15 protein-coding genes and 2 riboswitches are annotated in these 16,777 nt (G+C 70.4%); of the genes, 12 read left to right on the top strand and 3 right to left on the bottom strand.

All coding sequences use genetic code 11. From position 1 onward, the window contains the following. Nucleotides 1-30 precede the first annotated feature (30 nt). Both LF262_RS12590 and LF262_RS12585 read right to left on the bottom strand, forming a co-directional pair. Nucleotides 31-2,424 carry a helicase-associated domain-containing protein gene (locus tag LF262_RS12590; RefSeq protein WP_235780742.1) on the bottom strand — a complete coding sequence of 798 codons (2,394 nt, stop codon included), beginning with the start codon at nt 2,422-2,424 and terminating at the stop codon, nt 31-33. After that, nucleotides 2,424-2,708: a hypothetical protein gene (locus tag LF262_RS12585; RefSeq protein ID WP_235780741.1), complete on the bottom strand. Its 285-nt coding sequence runs from the start codon at nt 2,706-2,708 to the stop codon at nt 2,424-2,426. Before LF262_RS12585 ends, LF262_RS12590 begins: the two co-directional genes overlap by 1 nt. A gap of 180 nt (nt 2,709-2,888) precedes the next feature. Between LF262_RS12585 and LF262_RS12580 the strand changes: the two genes are divergently transcribed. Beyond that, complete coding sequence (locus LF262_RS12580) at nt 2,889-3,263, top strand: cold-shock protein (RefSeq protein WP_235780795.1); 375 nt, start codon at nt 2,889-2,891, stop codon at nt 3,261-3,263. 2 nt (nt 3,264-3,265) lie between these two features. Next, nucleotides 3,266-3,784, top strand: coding sequence for a DUF3027 domain-containing protein (locus LF262_RS12575; RefSeq protein ID WP_235780740.1), 519 nt, complete (start codon nt 3,266-3,268; stop codon nt 3,782-3,784). Between the two features lie 111 nt (nt 3,785-3,895). Here the strand turns inward: LF262_RS12575 and serC are convergent, their stop codons facing one another. Next, on the bottom strand, nt 3,896-5,029 hold the full coding sequence (serC, locus tag LF262_RS12570) for a phosphoserine transaminase (RefSeq protein WP_235780739.1): 1,134 nt from the start codon (nt 5,027-5,029) through the stop codon (nt 3,896-3,898). 199 nt (nt 5,030-5,228) lie between these two features. Between serC and LF262_RS12565 the strand changes: the two genes are divergently transcribed. The 10 genes from LF262_RS12565 to LF262_RS12520 all read left to right on the top strand — a co-directional run bounded on the left by LF262_RS12565 (nt 5,229) and on the right by LF262_RS12520 (nt 16,634). Next, nucleotides 5,229-5,924 carry an iron-dependent transcriptional repressor DtxR gene (locus tag LF262_RS12565; protein ID WP_235780738.1) on the top strand — a complete coding sequence of 232 codons (696 nt, stop codon included), beginning with the start codon at nt 5,229-5,231 and terminating at the stop codon, nt 5,922-5,924. Nucleotides 5,925-6,161: 237 nt separating this feature from the next. Next, nucleotides 6,162-6,378, top strand: a riboswitch (cyclic di-AMP (ydaO/yuaA leader). 3 nt (nt 6,379-6,381) lie between these two features. Further along, nucleotides 6,382-7,200 (top strand): M23 family metallopeptidase, encoded by an 819-nt coding sequence (locus LF262_RS12560; RefSeq protein WP_235780737.1) that lies wholly within the window; start codon nt 6,382-6,384, stop codon nt 7,198-7,200. Between the two features lie 140 nt (nt 7,201-7,340). Further along, a riboswitch (cyclic di-AMP (ydaO/yuaA leader) is annotated at nt 7,341-7,500 on the top strand. A gap of 19 nt (nt 7,501-7,519) precedes the next feature. After that, on the top strand, nt 7,520-8,287 hold the full coding sequence (locus LF262_RS12555) for a C40 family peptidase (protein ID WP_235780736.1): 768 nt from the start codon (nt 7,520-7,522) through the stop codon (nt 8,285-8,287). 106 nt (nt 8,288-8,393) lie between these two features. Next, a complete protein-coding gene (locus LF262_RS12550; RefSeq protein ID WP_235780735.1) occupies nt 8,394-9,191 on the top strand; it encodes an NlpC/P60 family protein in 798 nt (265 codons plus the stop codon). A 273-nt stretch (nt 9,192-9,464) separates the two neighbouring features. Further along, nucleotides 9,465-9,965 (top strand): HNH endonuclease, encoded by a 501-nt coding sequence (locus LF262_RS12545; protein WP_235780734.1) that lies wholly within the window; start codon nt 9,465-9,467, stop codon nt 9,963-9,965. Next, on the top strand, nt 9,929-10,738 hold the full coding sequence (locus LF262_RS12540; RefSeq protein ID WP_235780733.1) for an NTP transferase domain-containing protein: 810 nt from the start codon (nt 9,929-9,931) through the stop codon (nt 10,736-10,738). The genes LF262_RS12545 and LF262_RS12540 overlap by 37 nt, the downstream gene beginning before the upstream one ends. Then, on the top strand, nt 10,731-11,039 hold the full coding sequence (locus LF262_RS12535) for a DUF6457 domain-containing protein (protein WP_235780732.1): 309 nt from the start codon (nt 10,731-10,733) through the stop codon (nt 11,037-11,039). The genes LF262_RS12540 and LF262_RS12535 overlap by 8 nt, the downstream gene beginning before the upstream one ends. Continuing rightward, a complete protein-coding gene (locus tag LF262_RS12530; protein ID WP_235780731.1) occupies nt 11,036-12,406 on the top strand; it encodes a molybdopterin-binding protein in 1,371 nt (456 codons plus the stop codon). Before LF262_RS12535 ends, LF262_RS12530 begins: the two co-directional genes overlap by 4 nt. Before the next feature lie 190 nt (nt 12,407-12,596). Then, on the top strand, nt 12,597-13,457 hold the full coding sequence (fdhD, locus tag LF262_RS12525) for a formate dehydrogenase accessory sulfurtransferase FdhD (RefSeq protein ID WP_235780730.1): 861 nt from the start codon (nt 12,597-12,599) through the stop codon (nt 13,455-13,457). A 93-nt stretch (nt 13,458-13,550) separates the two neighbouring features. Then, the gene (locus tag LF262_RS12520; protein ID WP_235780729.1) at nt 13,551-16,634 is read left to right on the top strand and encodes an alpha-mannosidase; all 3,084 of its coding nucleotides are present in this window, start codon (nt 13,551-13,553) and stop codon (nt 16,632-16,634) included. Nucleotides 16,635-16,777: the final 143 nt, after the last annotated feature.

The raw sequence follows: 16,777 nt of genomic DNA, 5'->3' as shown, positions 1-16,777 counted from the left end.
CAGGCCGGCCGACGCCAGCCCCTTCGAGGATCAGGCCAGCTCGACGTCGATGATCCGGTGCACAGAGAGCACCCGCTCCGTCTCGCGCTCCGGGTCGAAGACGCGCACGCGTCCGGCCGAGATGGACACCGGCCGCAGCTCCTCGACGCTCGAGTTGCCGAGCGCGTCGACAATGTTCAAGCGTACCGCCCGCTTGAGCCGGATGGCCTTCTGCAGGGTCTCGATGCCGATCGCCGGGGAGGCCTCGTCACCATTCGGGCCTACGGGTGACTGGGTCCGCAGGATCGCGAGCTGGGTCTCGATCGACTCGGGGTCGGGGACAGCCGGGCGCGGGGCGGGAACGCGCAGGGGACTGACGCCGGCGTGGCGGAGCCGGACCACGGGGTCGAGGGTCGTGTCGACGGCGGGCGAGTGGCCCAGTTCGCGGAGCACGTTGGCGACTTCCTGGGGTGAGGCGTTGCTCACGATGACGGTCGGTGCGATCTGGGTGAGGCCGAGCTGGCGCGCTGCCGGATCCGTGAGGACGCCCGCCAGCGCGGCCTCGTCGTCGCTCGCGATGAAGCTTCCCGCGCGGCCCACCTTGATGCGGCCGTGCCGTGCCGCCGTGTCGTCGACGAGGTAGGCGAGCGGCTGGGGCACGGGCGTCGAGGAGTGCGCGGTGAGGAAGGCATGGACCGACGCCGCGTCCTCGCCTGCATCGAAGGCACGGCGCAGGCTCGCCTCCGAGAAGCGGTAGATCGTGGCAGGGCCGCGGCCCTCGGGGTCTGCCAGGAGGCCCAGCCGGCGGGCGAGCAGGGGATCGAGGTAGCCCGGTGCCACGGCCGTCAGGTCGGCCTGCAGGAGGACCTTGTCGAGGCCGGCCGGGAGCAGCCCCGCCAGGCTGTCGCGAGCGGCGTCGAAGTCGTCGCGGAGCACTGCTGCGCCCACCTCCGTCACGGAGCCGGACCCCATGAAGCCCAAAAGCGCAGCCTCGGCCAGAACGGTCTCAAGGAGGCCACGCAGGCGCCGGACGAGCCGCGGCTGGAGCCAGTCGATCCGCGTCCGAATCGAGTCCGGGTCCGGAACCGGTACCCGTCCGTCCGGCCGGGCAACCTCGTCGGCCAGCTGCGCCGCGACCTCAAGGATCCTGCGCCGCACGCCGGGCGCGTCCGAGCGCTGGCCTTCGCCCGCCAGCGGGGCGAGCTGGTCACGGCCCTCTGGGGACATGGCGAGGGAGGCCACGCGGGTCGTGTCAAGCCATGCGGTAGCCAGCACGAGCCACTGCTCGGGACGGGCGAGGGCCAGCCAGGCCTCTGCGCCGGTGGCCCGCCACGTCGAGGTGTCCGGATCCAGGCTCAGGACTCCGGCTGCGGCCGCAAGTTCGAGGGCGAACACCGCCGGATCCAGATCGGTTCGAAGCACCACCGCGAGGCGGCGCATCTCCCGAGTGCCCACCCCACCGGCGCGAAGCGTCTCGATCGGCCGTTCGGAGGCCTCGACCGCGAGGGCGCTCACCGCGCGCAGAATGTCACCGATCGCGCCGAGGGCGGCGTTGCGGCGCAGTGCAGCGGTGGTCATTGCGAGCGTCGCGGGAGGCGGAGCCATCGCAAGGTCCGGGACAATCCGTCCGCCCCGTAGGGCGAGGCCAGCGGGCCGGGCAAGCTCCACATGCTCGTCGTCGAGCGGCACGAGGATGCCGTGCGTCAGGAGCCAGTCGACAGGGTTGTCGGTACTGTGGCCCGGCCTGATCCGGGACGCCGCACGAGGCACGGCGCCGACGGGCCAGTTGGCGAACTTGGCGAGGACTTCCTCAGTGCGCGGCGGGGCTCCATCGAGGGCTTCGGGCAGGGCAGCCCAGCGCTCGAGGGCGTAGGCAGCCGCGATGTGGTGCTCAACGTGCTGGTGCTGCCCGTCCGGCTGCAGGGTCCCGATCGCGTTGACGATCCGGGCGGCATGCTCAGCGAACACCGGGGATGCAGTGGCCAGCTCGGTGTAGCAGCGACCAAGGCCCGCCGGATAGGCGCCGAGAACCTCCCGGACACGGGTCACCGGCTGGTAGTAGCGGCGGCGGCTCCCGGAGGCAGAGTGAATCGTGTCCGGCGGATCCGCCCGGTACACGAGGGCCAGCTGCGAGAGGTTGGCGAGGATCGTCTCGAGGGTGCCGAGCGTGGCGTTGCCCACGGCGTGGCGCAGCTCGACGGCACTGCCGCTCCTGCCCTCGTCCTCGTTGGTGGTCAGGACGAGCGCCTCGAGGACCTGGATCTCGGGCTTGGTCAGTCCCTCCAGCGCGCGCTGCAGACTGACCCGTGCAGAGGCCCGCGCGGCGAGGGCGGCGAAGTCGGGCACTCCGGGCAGGATGAGGTCCGGCCGGGCCAGGAAGAGGCGGCGGAGTGAATCATTGCCGCGTGCCGAGAGCTCCTCGGCGAGTGCGCGGATGGATGACACTAGCGGCGCCTCCGTTCGATGACGGCCCCCGCAATCGCGACCCCCATGAGCAAGAACGCGGCGGGGAGGCCGTACAGGGCCAGAGCGCCCACCCACGTGGGCTCGCTGCCCCCGGCGGCCGCGGCGCCGAGGATGACGGCCCACGCCACGAGCGAGACCACAGCGAGGATCACGCCGGCAGCGGTCACTGTGCGCCGCCAGGTGGGCGTGGCAGTGTGGGAAACGCTGCGCTCGCCACCCGCCGTCGGGTCAAGGGGCCCCTGATGAGGCACGGAAGGCACCATGGCTCCAACCTAACAGCGCGAGGGCGCAGGTGCTGGCACCGGGCCGACTTTGGCGGTGCGAGCCAGTAACCTAGATGCAGTACAGCAACCCGTTCGTCACAGCTGTGCAGGCCGTCCTCTGGACGAGGCCCGCATGCCGCGAGCGGATCCTTCGAGTCCTCACGGATGGGGGTTGGGGCAGTGCCCACAGGCAAGGTCAAGTTCTTCGACAAGGCGAAGGGCTTCGGGTTCATCGCCGGCGACGACGGGCAGGAGGTCTTCCTGCCCGGTTCCGCCGTGCCCGCCGAGACGGAGGTGAAGACGGGGACTCGGCTCGAGTACGGCATCGCCGACGGGCGCCGTGGGCCGCAGGCGCTGTCCGTGCGGGTCCTCGACAAGCTTCCGTCCGTGGCCAGGGCCAAGCGCATGCCTGCCCGTGAGCTCGCGCCGATCGTGCAGGACCTCGTGAGCGTCCTCGACAACCTTTCGGGCCAGCTCTCCAAGGGCACCTACCCCGACAAGGGTGCCTCGATCGCTGCCGTCCTCCGCCGTGTCGCCGACCAGCTCGACGCTTAGCCATGACTGACGCCTCCGTCCCCGCCCAGACCGGCGCGGCACCAGCCCCCAAGCGCAAGACCGGCGTGCCTGTCTGGCGTGTTGGGAAGCCGGACTCCTTCCTGGCGGCCGCTGCCGCCGTGGACACGGCGAGGGCGGCCCTCGCCGACATCGCCCGGCCCGAGGACATCGGGGAACACTTGGCGGCCAAGAGCGAGGGCGAGCGTGTGGTGACCCACCTGTTCACCTCGCTCCTGCCGGGCTATCGGGGCTGGCAGTGGTACGTCACCATGGCCCGGATCACGCGCTCGAAGGTGGCCACTGTGAGCGAGATCGGACTCGTTCCCTCCGACGACGCCGTCCTCGCCCCTGAGTGGGTGCCCTGGTCGGAGCGAGTCCGCCCCGAGGAGCGGGCCGCCGAGCAGCCTGCGGCTTCCGAGGAGCCCACGCCGCACGACGGCGAGGGCGAGCCTTCTGAGGGCACCGCGCCTGAAGCGCCGGGACAGTCCGAAACGCCGGCGCAGCCCGATGCCGGTTCCTGAGACGGAGACGGCACCAGACGACCACTGACAAGCCAACGGGACGTCGGGCCCCCCCCGCGGAGGTGGGGGCCCGACGTCGTCCGCTTTGCCGGATCGGTGGAACGGCGAGTGTCAGCCCTTGAGCTGGGCCACCACATAGTCGATGGCCTGGACCAGCTTGCTGACGTCCTCGGGGTCGATGGCCACGAACGTGGCGATGCGCAACTGGTTGCGGCCGAGCTTGCGGTAGGGCTCGGTGTCCACGATCCCGTTTGCGCGCAGGATCTTAGCGACCTGTGCGGCGTCGACGGACTCGTCGAAGTCGACGGTCGCGATGACGTTGGAACGCTCCTCGGGCTTTGCCACGAACGGGCTCGTGAACTGGGTGGCCTCGGCCCACTCGTACACCCGGCTCGCCGAGTCCGCCGTGCGGGCGGTGGCCCAGTCGAGGCCGCCGTGGGAGTTGAGCCACTCGACCTGCGCGTCCAGGCTCACGAGGGTCGTGAGGCTCGGGGTGTTGTACGTCTGGTTGAGCCTCGAGTTGTCGATCGCGGTCTTGAGGTCGAGAAAGTCGGGGATCCAGCGGCCCGTGGCCTTGATCTCCTCAGCGCGCTCGAGGGCGGCGGGGGAGAACAGCGCGAGCCACAGCCCGCCGTCGGAGGCGAAGTTCTTCTGGGGGGCGAAGTAGTAGACGTCGCTCTGTGCGACGTCTACCGGGAGGCCGCCTGCGGCACTCGTGGCGTCGATGACCACGAGCGAGTTCTCATCGGCGCCGTCGACGCGCTGCACGGGTGCGGCGACGCCTGTCGAGGTCTCGTTCTGGGGCCAGGCATATACGTCAACGCCGGCTTCGGCCTTCGGCTCGGGGCGCGTTCCGGGATCGGAGGCGATGATCGAAGACCTCTCGAGGAAGGGCGCCTTGTCCGTGGCCTTGGCGAACTTCGAGCCGAACTCGCCGAAGGAGAGGTGCTGGGCCTTCGAGCGGACGAGGCCGAACGAGGCGACGTCCCAGAAGGCCGTCGAGCCGCCCACGCCGAGGATGACCTCGTAGCCTTCGGGGGCCTTGAAGAAGCTCTTCAGGCCCTCGCGCACGCTGCCGACGAGGTTCCTGACGGGAGCCTGACGGTGGGAGGTCCCGAGCAGCTTCGCGCCTGCGGCCGCGATCGCGTCGACCTGCTCTCTGCGGACCTTGGACGGTCCTGCCCCGAAGCGGCCGTCCGCCGGCAGGAGGTCGGCGGGGATCTGAAGCTGGCTGGTCTCGCTCACGGGGGCGCCCTCCTTGGGATACGGTCTGGGGCGGGGGCTCAGCCCTCCCGCTCCGGATCAAGTGTGCCGCACCCGCGCGGGACCGTGCGAATCCGCACTTGAGCGCCCTCGGCGCCTAATCTGAGCAGATCAAAATAAGCTAGACTCTCTATCGAGCAGTGACCCCCACCGCCCACCACGCCAGGAGCTCGAAGCACGCATGTCCGACCTCATCGATACCACCGAGATGTACCTGCGCACCATCCTCGAGCTCGAGGAGGAGGGCATTACTCCTCTGCGCGCGCGCATCGCCGAGCGGTTGCGCCATTCCGGCCCTACGGTGTCCCAGACTGTCGCGCGCATGGAGCGGGACGGACTCGTGGTTGTCTCCGGCGATCGCCACCTCGAGCTCACGGACGCGGGGCGCAAGCGCGCTACCGAGGTCATGCGAAAGCACCGGCTCGCCGAGCGTCTCCTGGCCGACGTGATCGGCCTGGACTGGCCGTACGTCCACGACGAAGCCTGCCGGTGGGAACACGTCATGAGCGAGAGGGTGGAGCGCCGGCTCTTTGAGCTCCTCGGCCGGCCCAGCGAGTCCCCCTACGGCAATCCGATCCCAGGGCTCGAGGATCTGGGCGGCGAGGCGTCCGAGGGGTTCACCGACGGCGTCGTGACGCTCGTCGAGGCGATGGGGAAGTACGCTCCCGGCTCTCGCGTGGTGGTGTGCCGCCTCGCCGAGCCGATTCAGGTGGATCCGGAGCTCCTCGTCCAGCTCGACGAGGGCGGCATCCATCCGGGCGCCGAGATCTCGCTCGAGCGGGTGGGCGACTACATCTCCGTTCGGGTGGCGAGCGTGGACGGAGCTCTCGAGCTCCCCGCGGAGGTCGCCGCCCACGTCTTCGTCTCCGTCGGCTGATTCGCCCCTCATCCCCTCGCGATCCCGGCCCGCGGACCTCGACCTCGCGGAGACCTCACACAGGTTCACAGAAAGAGACAAAAACTCTACCGCTTGGATTAATGCCTACCCGCAAGTAGCTTGTGAGCTAAGTCTCATTAAAGATCACGGAATTGTTACATTCTGCACTTCGCTCGTATTCTTAGAAACGACGCCGAGACGTCTTGACGTCGTCCGACCTGCACGCCGAGCTCTGCCAGCGGGTCTGGACCAGAATCCAGATGATGGCAGAGGCGGGGGAACCACCGGTGGCGGCGTGAGCCGCTTTGGGGTGAAGCCCGCAGCACGCTTCGGAAGAACCCGCACGCGCCAGCCTCAGGCCGTCGCCTGCCTTGCCCGACGCGGCTGGGCCGAGTCTGTGGCTCTCTGACTCGAACCCGACAGCTAACTTCGCAGGCGATGACAGAGAGGGAATCGCTTGACGCAGCTAGCCACCCGTGGGCGGCGGCGGGCCACTGTGCCGCCCGCCCACCACCCCACGCCGTCGACCTCCACAGGGGCAGGCTCGCGCAGTGACGGGCAGCGGGGCCGCCGGGCCGCCGCCCGCCCGGGCCCCATGCGCCAGCTGGCAGAGATGGCCGCGGCCGGTGGTGTAGGGCAGAAGGCCGGCGTAGCGCTCGCGGCCACAGGGCTCGTGCTCACCGTTACTGTCCCCACGGCCGCAGGCCAGGCGCCCCAGACTGCCCCCGCCATGGAAATCGCACAGCAGCAGCCCGAGGTGACGGCCTCGACGGACGCTGTTGTGGCCTTCTCCCGCGCGTCCGTGGGCAGCACGGTGGACCCCGACGGCCGCCTCAGGCACATGCTCGAGTCGGAATCAGCAGGCAGGATCACGCCGACTGAGGCGCACCATGCGCTTGGTGCCCCGTTGGACTCCATCGATCCTTCCTCGCCCTTCGGCTCCCGGGTGAGCCCCCTGACGGGCGTGGCCGAGTTCCACAGGGGGCAGGACTTCGTGGCCCAGTGCGGCGCGGCGGTCAAGGCAGCGGCGGGCGGCACGGTGACCTTCGCCGGCTGGCATCCGTACGGCGGCGGCAACCGCGTCGTGGTCGACCACGGGAACGGGCTAGAGACGACGTACAACCATCTCGCATCGTTCTCCGTGTCAGTGGGGCAGAAGGTCGACCGAGGCTCTCTCATCGCCCTCAGCGGGACCAGCGGGGCCTCGACGGGTTGCCATCTCCACTTCGAAGTCATGGTGAACGGCGAGGTCGTAGATCCGACCGGCTGGCTCTGATCACGGCCGCCGTGTCCTGTTCGTGACGCCCGTTTTTCTGGCCGTGATCCGAATGTGACTTTTCGTCTGGTCTCGGGTAGGGTCATTCCTGTTCCAGCTCCTACCAAGTTGGAACATTCGGGAAGCTCGCCGAGCTCTGCCACTTCCCGGAGCCGTTCGCACATACCGCTGGCAGAGGCGGGGGAACCACTTTTGGTCCTCTTCGGAGGGCCTTGGGGTTAAGCGGCCTGATCCGTCAGGGCGCCGGATACTTTCCATCCGAACCCGACAGCTCACCTCGTAGGCATTGGGAGAGGCTATTTCTGTGTCGACTCGAACGTTGACTGCGCGCCACCGCGCGCTTCCGGCCCGCACGAGCCCGCTTGAGGCTGTCGCGCAGGCAATGTCCGGAAATGCAGGCACGATCGGCCGCCAGGCGGCCGTCATCGCGGCGGCGTCCGGTCTGATCATCAGCGCCGGGCTTCCCGCCCAGGCCGCGGAAACCCAGCGTGAGGCTTCCGCCCTCTCCGACGTGGCAAACGCCTCTGCGCCGAGCGTCGTCGCGTCCAATGAAGTCCAGATCTCCTTCGAGCGCCCCTCCGTCGAGACGGTTGCCGCGCCCGTCGTCGAGAAGGCTCCGGCCGCTCAGCCGGCGCCGGCCGCTCAGCCAGCGCCGGCCGCTCAGCCAGCGCCGGCCGCTCAGCCGGCGCCAGCCCAGCGGGCCGCTGTCACCACCCAGTCGTCGGCACCGCGTGCCGCGGCGACGGTGAATGCAGCCGGCTCGAGCCTGGCTGGCATCGCCTACACCGGCATCGGCCACCCGTACGTCTGGGGCGGCACCACGCCTGCCGGCTGGGACTGCTCGGGCTTCACCCAGTGGGTCTACGCGCAGGCCGGCATCAGCATTCCCCGCGTCCAGGCGTGGTCCGTCATGACCCCGACCGCCACCCCCTCCCCGGGTGACCTGGTGGTCCAGAACGGCGGCGCCCACGTCGGCATCTACGTCGGCAATGGGATGATGATCAGTGCCCTGAACCCCTCCCAGGGCACCCTGCTCCACGCGGTGAGCGCTACTGGCTCGTCGGCTTTCTACACCATGGCCCGCTGAGAACAATCCGTACCCCGGGTGATGCGGCTTGCTCGTGACCGTGTTGCCCACTGAAGGCCGCACTACCCCCTGCGGCCTGAAGAACACGAAAGAGAGAACCCCCTCCATGACCACACGTGCAGGCATTGCCCGCCACCGCGCGGCCAACACCTCCTCGCTGGCAGTCATCGCGAAGGCCGTCACCGAGAACGCCGGTGGCGTCGGCCGTCAGGCCGCCGTCGTCGCCGCCGCTGGTGGCCTTGTGCTCACCGGCAGCGTCGCTGCCAATGCTGGCGTCCCCACCCAGCGGGAAGCCTCCGCTCCGGTTGCGCTCGATGTCGAGAGTGCCGTCCAGGCACCGATTTCGGCCGAGGCCACGGCGAATCTCAGCTTTGAGCGCCCGGCCGTCGAGTCGGTCGCTGCCCCGGTAGTCGAGGCTCCCGCTCCCGCTCCGGTGGTCGAGGCCCCGGCTCCGGCCCCCGCCCCGGCTCCGGCTCCTGCCGTACGGGCTCCCGCCCAGCCCGCTCCGGCCCCCAAGGTCCAGGTCGCGGCCACCGCGCCCGCCCCGGCTCCGGCCCCCAAGCCTGCCGCCTCGTCGGGCAAGGGCGCTGCCATCGCCGCCGCCGCATATGCACAGCTCGGCGTCGCGCAGGACTGCACGATGCTCGCGACCAACTCGCTCGCGGCTGTCGGCATCAACTACCACGGGTGGCCAGCAGGCTACCTGTCCCTCGGCCGCACCGTCAGCATGGCGGAGGCCCAGCCGGGCGACCTGCTGTACTACGCCAACGGCGGCATGGGCATGGCCCACATCGCTGTCTACGTGGGCAACGGCATGGCCGTCCACGGCGGATGGAATGGCGGCACCACGGCGCTCTTCAGCGCCTACGTCGGCTCCGGCCCCGTTCCCATCCGCATCGGCTGACCGCAGCGCAGATCTGGCGGAGGCAGCGAACGGCCTCCAAAGCCCCCAGTCGAGGACGCCCTCTCCCCATCGGGAGGGGGCGTCCTCGCGTATGTCACACCCACGTCACAAGGTGTCTGGCCGGTGAACGCTGCTGGACCGCCCGGGTCCCTCCAGACACCGTGTTCGTTTAATCGCGGTACTGTTCAGTACTCTTGGAGAGTCGATCAGCCCGGCTACGCACAGGGCAGCCGGCCCTGTGCCCCTGACCGGGTGCGGCCGTGAGGAACGCGCATGCGCACACTCGTTCTCAATGCTGGATATGAACCGCTCGCAGTGGTCACCTTCCGCCGCGCGCTCGTGCTCGTGCTCGCCGGAAAGGCGAGCGTCGTGGCGGAAGACGGCGAGCCAGTCGTCGGACCGCGCGATGTGCTAGGGCGCCCCTCGGTGATTCTGCTCCATCGGTACATCAGGCCGCGGCGGACCCACGGGACTGCAGTCAGCAGACGTGGCGTTCTGCGTCGGGACGCGCACGCGTGTGCGTACTGCGGCAAGGCGGCCCACACGGTGGACCACGTCCTCCCGCGCTCCCGTGGCGGGGCGGACTCTTGGGAGAACCTTGTGGCCTGCTGTCTGCGGTGCAACAACGTCAAGGGCGACCACACCCCAGGCGAGATGGGCTGGAAGCTGCGCTTCGCGCCCGCGGCACCGGTCGGCGTCGTCTGGCAGATCAAGGAACTGGAGAAGCCCGCAGCGCAGTGGAGTCCATTCCTCGCCCCGGAGTCGGCGGCCTGACGCACGACGGCGACGGCTCGCCTGCCGCGGACCCTTCGCCCGCCGCGGCGGTTGGCTTCGACGCGGTAATCCTCGCGGGAGGCCGTGCGTCAAGGCTCGGCGGATTCCCCAAGCCCCAGCTCGCCTACCGGGGCGCAACTCTCCTCGAGCACGCCCTCGACGCGGTGGCGACGGCACGCCTCACCGCCGTCGTGGGACCGGGTCCCGGCGAACCGGGCGGCCCCGCCCCGCTTTCCGACGCCCTTCCCTGCGGGCCGGCCTCGGCTACCGGCTGTGTCCCCGCGCCAGAAGCCCGCGCCGTGCTCTACACGCGTGAGGAGCCAGCCTACGCCGGGCCCCTCGCGGCGCTCGCATCGGGCCTTGCTGCGCTTCTGTCCGCGCCGGGCACACCCCCGGGTTGGGTGGCGGTCCTGGCAGCGGACCTTCCTCGGGCGCAGGAGGCGGCGGCACGGCTCTTGGCAGCCGCCGCGGAGGAGCCGGCCGCCGACGGCGTGCTCGGCGTGGACGAGGGCGGGCACGTCCAGCCGCTCCTGGCCGTCTACCGGTCGGGACCGCTCGCCGCGGTTCTCGAGGAACTCTCGGCAGAGGGCGGCCTCGCCGACAGGCCGCTGAGGCACCTCATTGCTAGGCTGGACCTGCTGCCCCTGAGGCTGCCCGGCCATGTGTCCGACGACGTCGACACCTGGGAAGCGGCGCGGCACTGGGGCATTGAAGGGCCCGGACGCGCAGAGGCTCCGGGTGCCACGCCACGGCAGGAGGAAGCCCATGAGTGAGCCATCCGCAGGCGAGCCCGGCGACAAGGACGCCGTACTGCGCGCGTGGTGCGCCGAACTCTCCGAGGCCTTGGGGCTCAACGGCTTCGAGGTCGACCTCGACGCCGTCCTCGGTCTGGCGGGAGTTGCAGCGCACGCTATCGTCCGCCCCGCGGCACCGCTGACCACGTTCTTGGCTGCGTATGCCGCCGGCGTCGCCGCAGGCAGCGGCCGCTCCGAGGCCGGGGCCGCCATGGAGTCCGCAGTCGCGACCGCCCTGAAGGCCGCGAAGGCCCGCGGAGCGGCCGGGACCGAGGGATGACCGCCGGCCCTGATCCGGCCGCCGCACCGCACGCGCTCCATCTCACGTGGGCCGAGGCCCGCTCCGCCGCCGCGGAGGCTGCTGGGCCGCTGCCGCCGGGGGACGTGCCTCTTGGCAGTGCCGGAGGCCGCACCCTCGCCGAGCCGCTCACGGCGCTGCGGGACATGCCGCACTACACCTCGTCCGCGATGGACGGCTGGGCGGTGTGCGGGACAGGGCCATGGATCCTCGCCGAGCCCGGCGAGCCGCTGACAGCGCACCAGGCAGCGCCGATCGTGACCGGCGGGGCCCTCCCGCCCGGCGCGCGCGCCGTCCTCCGCCGCGAGTACGGCGAGATCGCCCCGGACGAGGACGGCCTGCCGCACCTCCGCGTGGCCCCGGGTGCTCCGCCCGGTGCGCCCGGCGGGGGCGCCGACCTTCGCCCTGCGGGCGAGGAGGCCCGCGAGGGCGATGTACTCCTCAAGGCGGCCGCAGCCCTGGGCCCGGCACAGCTCGCCCTCGCGGCGCTCGCAGGCTACGACTCGCTCCGGGTCACCGGCCGGCCGCTCGTGAAGCTCGTCCGTACGGGCGCGGAGGTGGTCGAGAGCGGTTTGCCGGGCTCGGGCCTCGTGCGGGACGTCTTCACCTACCTCGTGCCGCCGCTCATCGAGGCCTACGGCGGAATCCTCGTGGGGCACGAGAAGATCGGAGACGCGGCGTCCGAGTGGTCTACGGCCCTTGCAGACCGTCCAGTGGGCGGGAGCCACGCTGCGCACGACGCCGCGGGGGCAGCTCCGGCGGCGGACCCGGCGGACGTCGTGGTCACCACGGGAGGAACCGGCAAGGGAGGCTCCGACCACTTCCGTGACATGGTGGCCCAGATGGGAGGCCGGCTCATCGTCGACGGGGTCGCCATGCGCCCTGGCCATCCGACCGTCCTCGCGGAGCTTCCGGACGGGCGGTTCTTCCTCGGTCTCCCAGGAAACCCGCTCGCGGCCGTCGTCGGCCTTGTCACGGTCGGCGAGCCGCTGCTCGCTGCGCTGTCCGGGCGGGAGCCTGCGCGCGCCGTCGAGCTTCCCTCGGGAGAGGTATTCGAGCCGGAGCTCAAGCGCACTCGGGTCGTTCCGTTCCGAAGGATGTACGGCATGGCATCGCCGGCCGCGGGCATCGGATCGGGCATGCTGCGCGGACTGGCACGCGCGGATGGGTTCATGGTCGTCCCGCCGCATGGGCTCGAGCTCGGCGCCCCTGTGCCGTGCCTGCCGCTGCCGTGGGGCCGCCCGTTCGGCGAGTCCGCGCCGTCGTCCACGCCCGCTGAGAAGGCGAAGTCCAGAAGGCGGACCGTTGGCACCACGGGGCCGGTCGACTGGAGCGCCCTCGACGCCTGATCCCCGGTGCCCCGGCGATGCCCGCATGCTGGGCACTGGGTCGAGATTGTCGCCGCGGCGCGGCAGGATGGGTCACTATGAGCAACGAGTCACGTGTGGCCGGCAAGCAGACGGCTGGCTCCACGGCCGTGGCGCACGCGGGGGACAATTGAGCTGAGGCGTCTGCCGGTGACAATGTAAGGAGGGTGCCGTGGGCCGTCTGAGCCAGCGCCGGAAGGTGCACAAGTACGTCCTCGGCAGCGAGCATCCCGTCCGCCACAAGGAGGACGTGCTCGCGGTCGAGGAGCCGCTCGAGATCCGCCTCACGGGACCTGCCGGCACCCTCAAGTACAGCGTCACGATGCGCACTCCGGGCGACGACTTCGACCTCGTGGCGGGGTTCCTTATCTCCGAGGGAGTGGTCTGGGAACCCGGGCAGATTGTCTCCGAGCGGTTCTGCGCGGGCGAGGACGCCGAGGGCCACCAGACGTTCAATGTGGTCGACGCCCAGCTCCGCCCCGGCGTTGCGCTGCCCGACCTCGGCCGGAACGTCGTGACCTCGAGCGCGTGCGGGATCTGCGGGACGGACTCGATCGAGGCGGTTCGCCGGAACTCGCGCCACAGTCCCGCGCACGACGCCGTGCGCCTCCTGCCCGAGCTCGTCGCCGGACTGCCCGCTCGGCTCCGGGCGGCGCAGGCGCTGTTCGACAAGACGGGCGGCGTGCACGCGGCCGGCCTGTTCTCGGTCCACGACGAGGGCAGCCGCGCGGAGCTCGAGTGCCTGCGCGAGGACGTGGGCCGGCACAACGCCGTGGACAAGGTGGTCGGCTGGGCCCTGCGTGAGGCGCGCCTGCCCCTGTCCGGAACGGTCCTGCAGGTCTCCGGGCGGGCATCCTTTGAGCTCGTGCAGAAGGCCGCGATGGCGGGAATACCTGTCCTGGCCGCTGTGAGCGCGCCCTCGACGCTCGCCGTCGAGCTGGCCGAGGAGTCCGGCGTGACCCTCATCGGGTTCAGCAGGGGCGAAGGCTTCAATGTGTACGCCGGGCATGAGCGGCTCGCGCCCGTATCGTAACCGGCAGGCGGTTCCGCCAGAGCGTACTTCGGGGTAGCTTGTAGATCCACAGGTTAGTCAACTGATTGGACTTTCCGGGCTGGAGGCAGGCACGTGCATGACGATCGGCTCATCACCGAGGCCCGTATCGACCGGTTCTTCCGTGAGCGGATCTTCCCCGCCGTCTACCGGCGCGTGGTTCCGCTTGCCGTAGAGCGCTGGGATGCCCCGAGTGAGCCCGTTCCGTTCGAGCAGGCGCGCGCCCAGGCATTCCGCCCCGCTGATGCCGGCGAGGAATGGGGCCGAGCGTGGGGGACTACGTGGCTGCACCTCACGGGCCGAGTGCCAGAGGGCTGGGGAGGACCGGGCACGGATGTCGAGGTCCTCGTGGACCTCGGCTACACCGCGCAGCTTCCCGGGTTCCAGTGCGAAGGCCTCGCGTGGCTGCCTGACGGCGGCATTGCCAAGGCCCTCAATCCCCGCAACCGGTACGTTCCGCTCGAGGCGCTCGGGGGCGGCCCGGAGGTGGACTTCTACGTCGAGGCTGCGGCGAACCCGGACCTTGCGGGCGGCTGGCTCTTCCAGCCGACTCCCCTGGGGGACAGGGATACCGCCGGGGACGCTCCTCTGTACCGCTTCGGCCCCCTCGTCATCGCCGAGCGGGACGTCACCGTCTGGGAACTCGTCCAGGACGTCTCGGCCATCTGGGGCCTCATGCACGAGCTGCCGATGGACCGCCCCCGCCGCCACCTGATCCTCCGGGCGCTCGAGCGCATGGCGGACATCGTGGACCCCCAGGACGTGGCGGGCACCGCCGCGGACGGCCGCGCGGCGCTCGCGGAGGTGCTCACCTCGCCCGCGGAGGCCAGCGCACACCGGATCGTCGCGACTGGCCATGCGCACATCGATTCCGCGTGGCTGTGGCCCGTGCGCGAGACCCAGCGCAAATGCGCGCGCACCTTTTCGAATGTCGTGGCGCTCATGGACCAGGACCCGGACCTGACGTTCTCCTGCTCGTCCGCACAGCAGCTCGCATGGATCCGGGACGGGTATCCGCTCCTCTTCGAACGGATCAAGGAGAAGGTCGCCGAGGGGCGGTTCATGCCCGTGGGCGGCATGTGGGTCGAATCGGACACGAACATGCCCGGCGGCGAGGCCTTGGCCCGCCAGTTCGTCGAGGGCAAGCGGTTCTTCCTCGAGGAGCTCGGTGTTGAGTGCGAGGAAGCGTGGCTTCCAGACTCGTTCGGCTACTCGGCCGCGCTGCCGCAGATCGTGAGGGCGGCAGGCTGCCGCTGGTTCCTCACACAGAAGATCTCCTGGAACCAGATCAACCGGTTCCCGCACCACTCCTTTGTCTGGGAGGGGATCGACGGGTCGCGCGTCTTCACCCACTTTCCGCCTGCTGACACCTACAGCTCGGACCTGAGCGCCTCCAACCTGGCCCACGCGGAGCGGACCTTCCGCGAGCACGGGCGGGCAGGAGTCTCACTTGTCCCCTTCGGCTTCGGGGACGGCGGCGGCGGCCCCACGCGCGAGATGATGGCGGCGGCGCGCCGCTACAGCAACCTGGAGGGCTCGCCCCGGGTCCGCGTGGGCACGCCTCGCGAGTTCTTCCACGAGGCCGAGGCCGAGTACGCCAGCCCTCCCGTGTGGACGGGCGAGATGTACCTTGAGAAGCACCGCGGCACCTACACGGCGCAGTCCCGCACGAAGGCCGGAAACCGGCGCAGCGAGCACCTCCTGCGCGAAGCCGAGCTCTGGTGCGCCACCGCCTCCGTCCGCGCCGCGGCGCCCTACCCGGCCGAGGAGCTGCGCCGGATCTGGCGGCTCGTCCTGCTCCAGCAGTTCCACGACATCCTCCCCGGGAGCTCCATCGCATGGGTGCACCGGGATGCCGAGCGGAACTACGAGGCCATCGGCCATGACCTCGATCGGCTCATCGCGGACGCTGCGGGCACGCTCGTGGGGGCGGGGGAGCGGGAGATCCTCCTCAACGCAGCCCCCCACGCCCGAGGTGGCGTGCCCGCGCTGGGGGGTGGCGCCGTCGTGCGTCCGGGCAGTGCGGCGCGCGTGCTGCCCGGGCGGGCGGGCGGATGGATCCTCGAGAACGGCACCATGACCGCAGAGATCGACAGCGACGGCCTCCTCGTGGGCCTCGTGGACGCAGTGACAGGCCGCAACGCGATCGCCCCGGGCGCCCGCGGGAATCTCCTCGAGCTGCACCGCGACATGCCCAACGAGTGGGACGCGTGGGACCTCGACGAGTTCTACCGGCACAACGTCGAGGCCATCACGGCGGCGGCCTCGGTGGCGCCGGCCGTCGGCACCGGCGCGGACGCGGTGCTCGAGGTTCGCCGGGCATTCAGGAACTCGAGCGTGGTGCAGCGGATCGTCCTGGCTCCAGGTGCCCGAGGACTGCGGATCGAGACCGAGGTTGACTGGCACGAGCGCCAGAAGCTGCTCAAGCTTGGTTTCGGCCTGGACGTGCGGGCGGACCGCAGCGCGTCCGAGACCCAATTCGGCCACGTCTTCCGGCCCATCCCGGTCAATACCTCGTGGGACGCGGCGCGGTTCGAGATCTGCGCGCACCGGTGGATTCATGTCGGCGAGCCGGACTACGGCATCGCGATCGCCAACTGCACGTCGTATGGCCACGACGTCACGCGGAGCGTGCGCGGAGACGGAGGGACGACGACGACCGTCCGCCTCTCGCTGCTGAAGTCACCGCTGTTCCCCGATCCCACTGCGGACGCCGGGGTCCACAGCTTTACGACGGTCGTGACGCCCGGTGCGGACATTGCCGAGGCCATTCGCGAGGGCTACGACGTCAACCTCCCGCAACGGATCGTGCGCGGCGCGCGGGATGTGGAACCCCTCGTGGTGCTGGACAATCCACAAGTGGTGGTCGAGGCAGTGAAACTGGCCGAGGACGGGACCGGGGACGTGGTGGTGCGGCTCTACGAGTCTCTTGGCGCCCGGGCATCCGTCGAGGTGCGTGCGGGCTTCGACTGCGTTGGCATCGCAGCGGTGGACCTGCTTGAACGGCCCTCTGGCAGCGGTGCCCCGACGCCGGTGGAATCGGTGCTTGACGGTGCCGCGCGGCTGCGGCTGCGCCCGTTCGAACTTGTGACACTGCGGCTGCGGCGTTCGAACGCCTCTGACGCGCCAGCGCCGAGGGAAGCCACCTCACTTGGCTGAGTGGTGGCGGCCCGAAGGCCGCCGCCACTCATCCCCCCAATGCGGAACCCCTGTCCCCCCGGCAGGGGCTTGTTCACACATTCATGATTGTGGCATGAACTAATGAAAATGTGAATTCAGTTCCTCCGGCGACTGGATTTTAC

It is taken from the genome of Sinomonas notoginsengisoli (genome assembly GCF_021554725.1).
Classification (GTDB): Bacteria; Actinomycetota; Actinomycetes; order Actinomycetales; family Micrococcaceae; genus Sinomonas; species Sinomonas notoginsengisoli.
The sequence above is the reverse complement of the archived record's forward strand: the minus strand, read 5'-3'. Positions and strand labels throughout refer to the sequence as shown.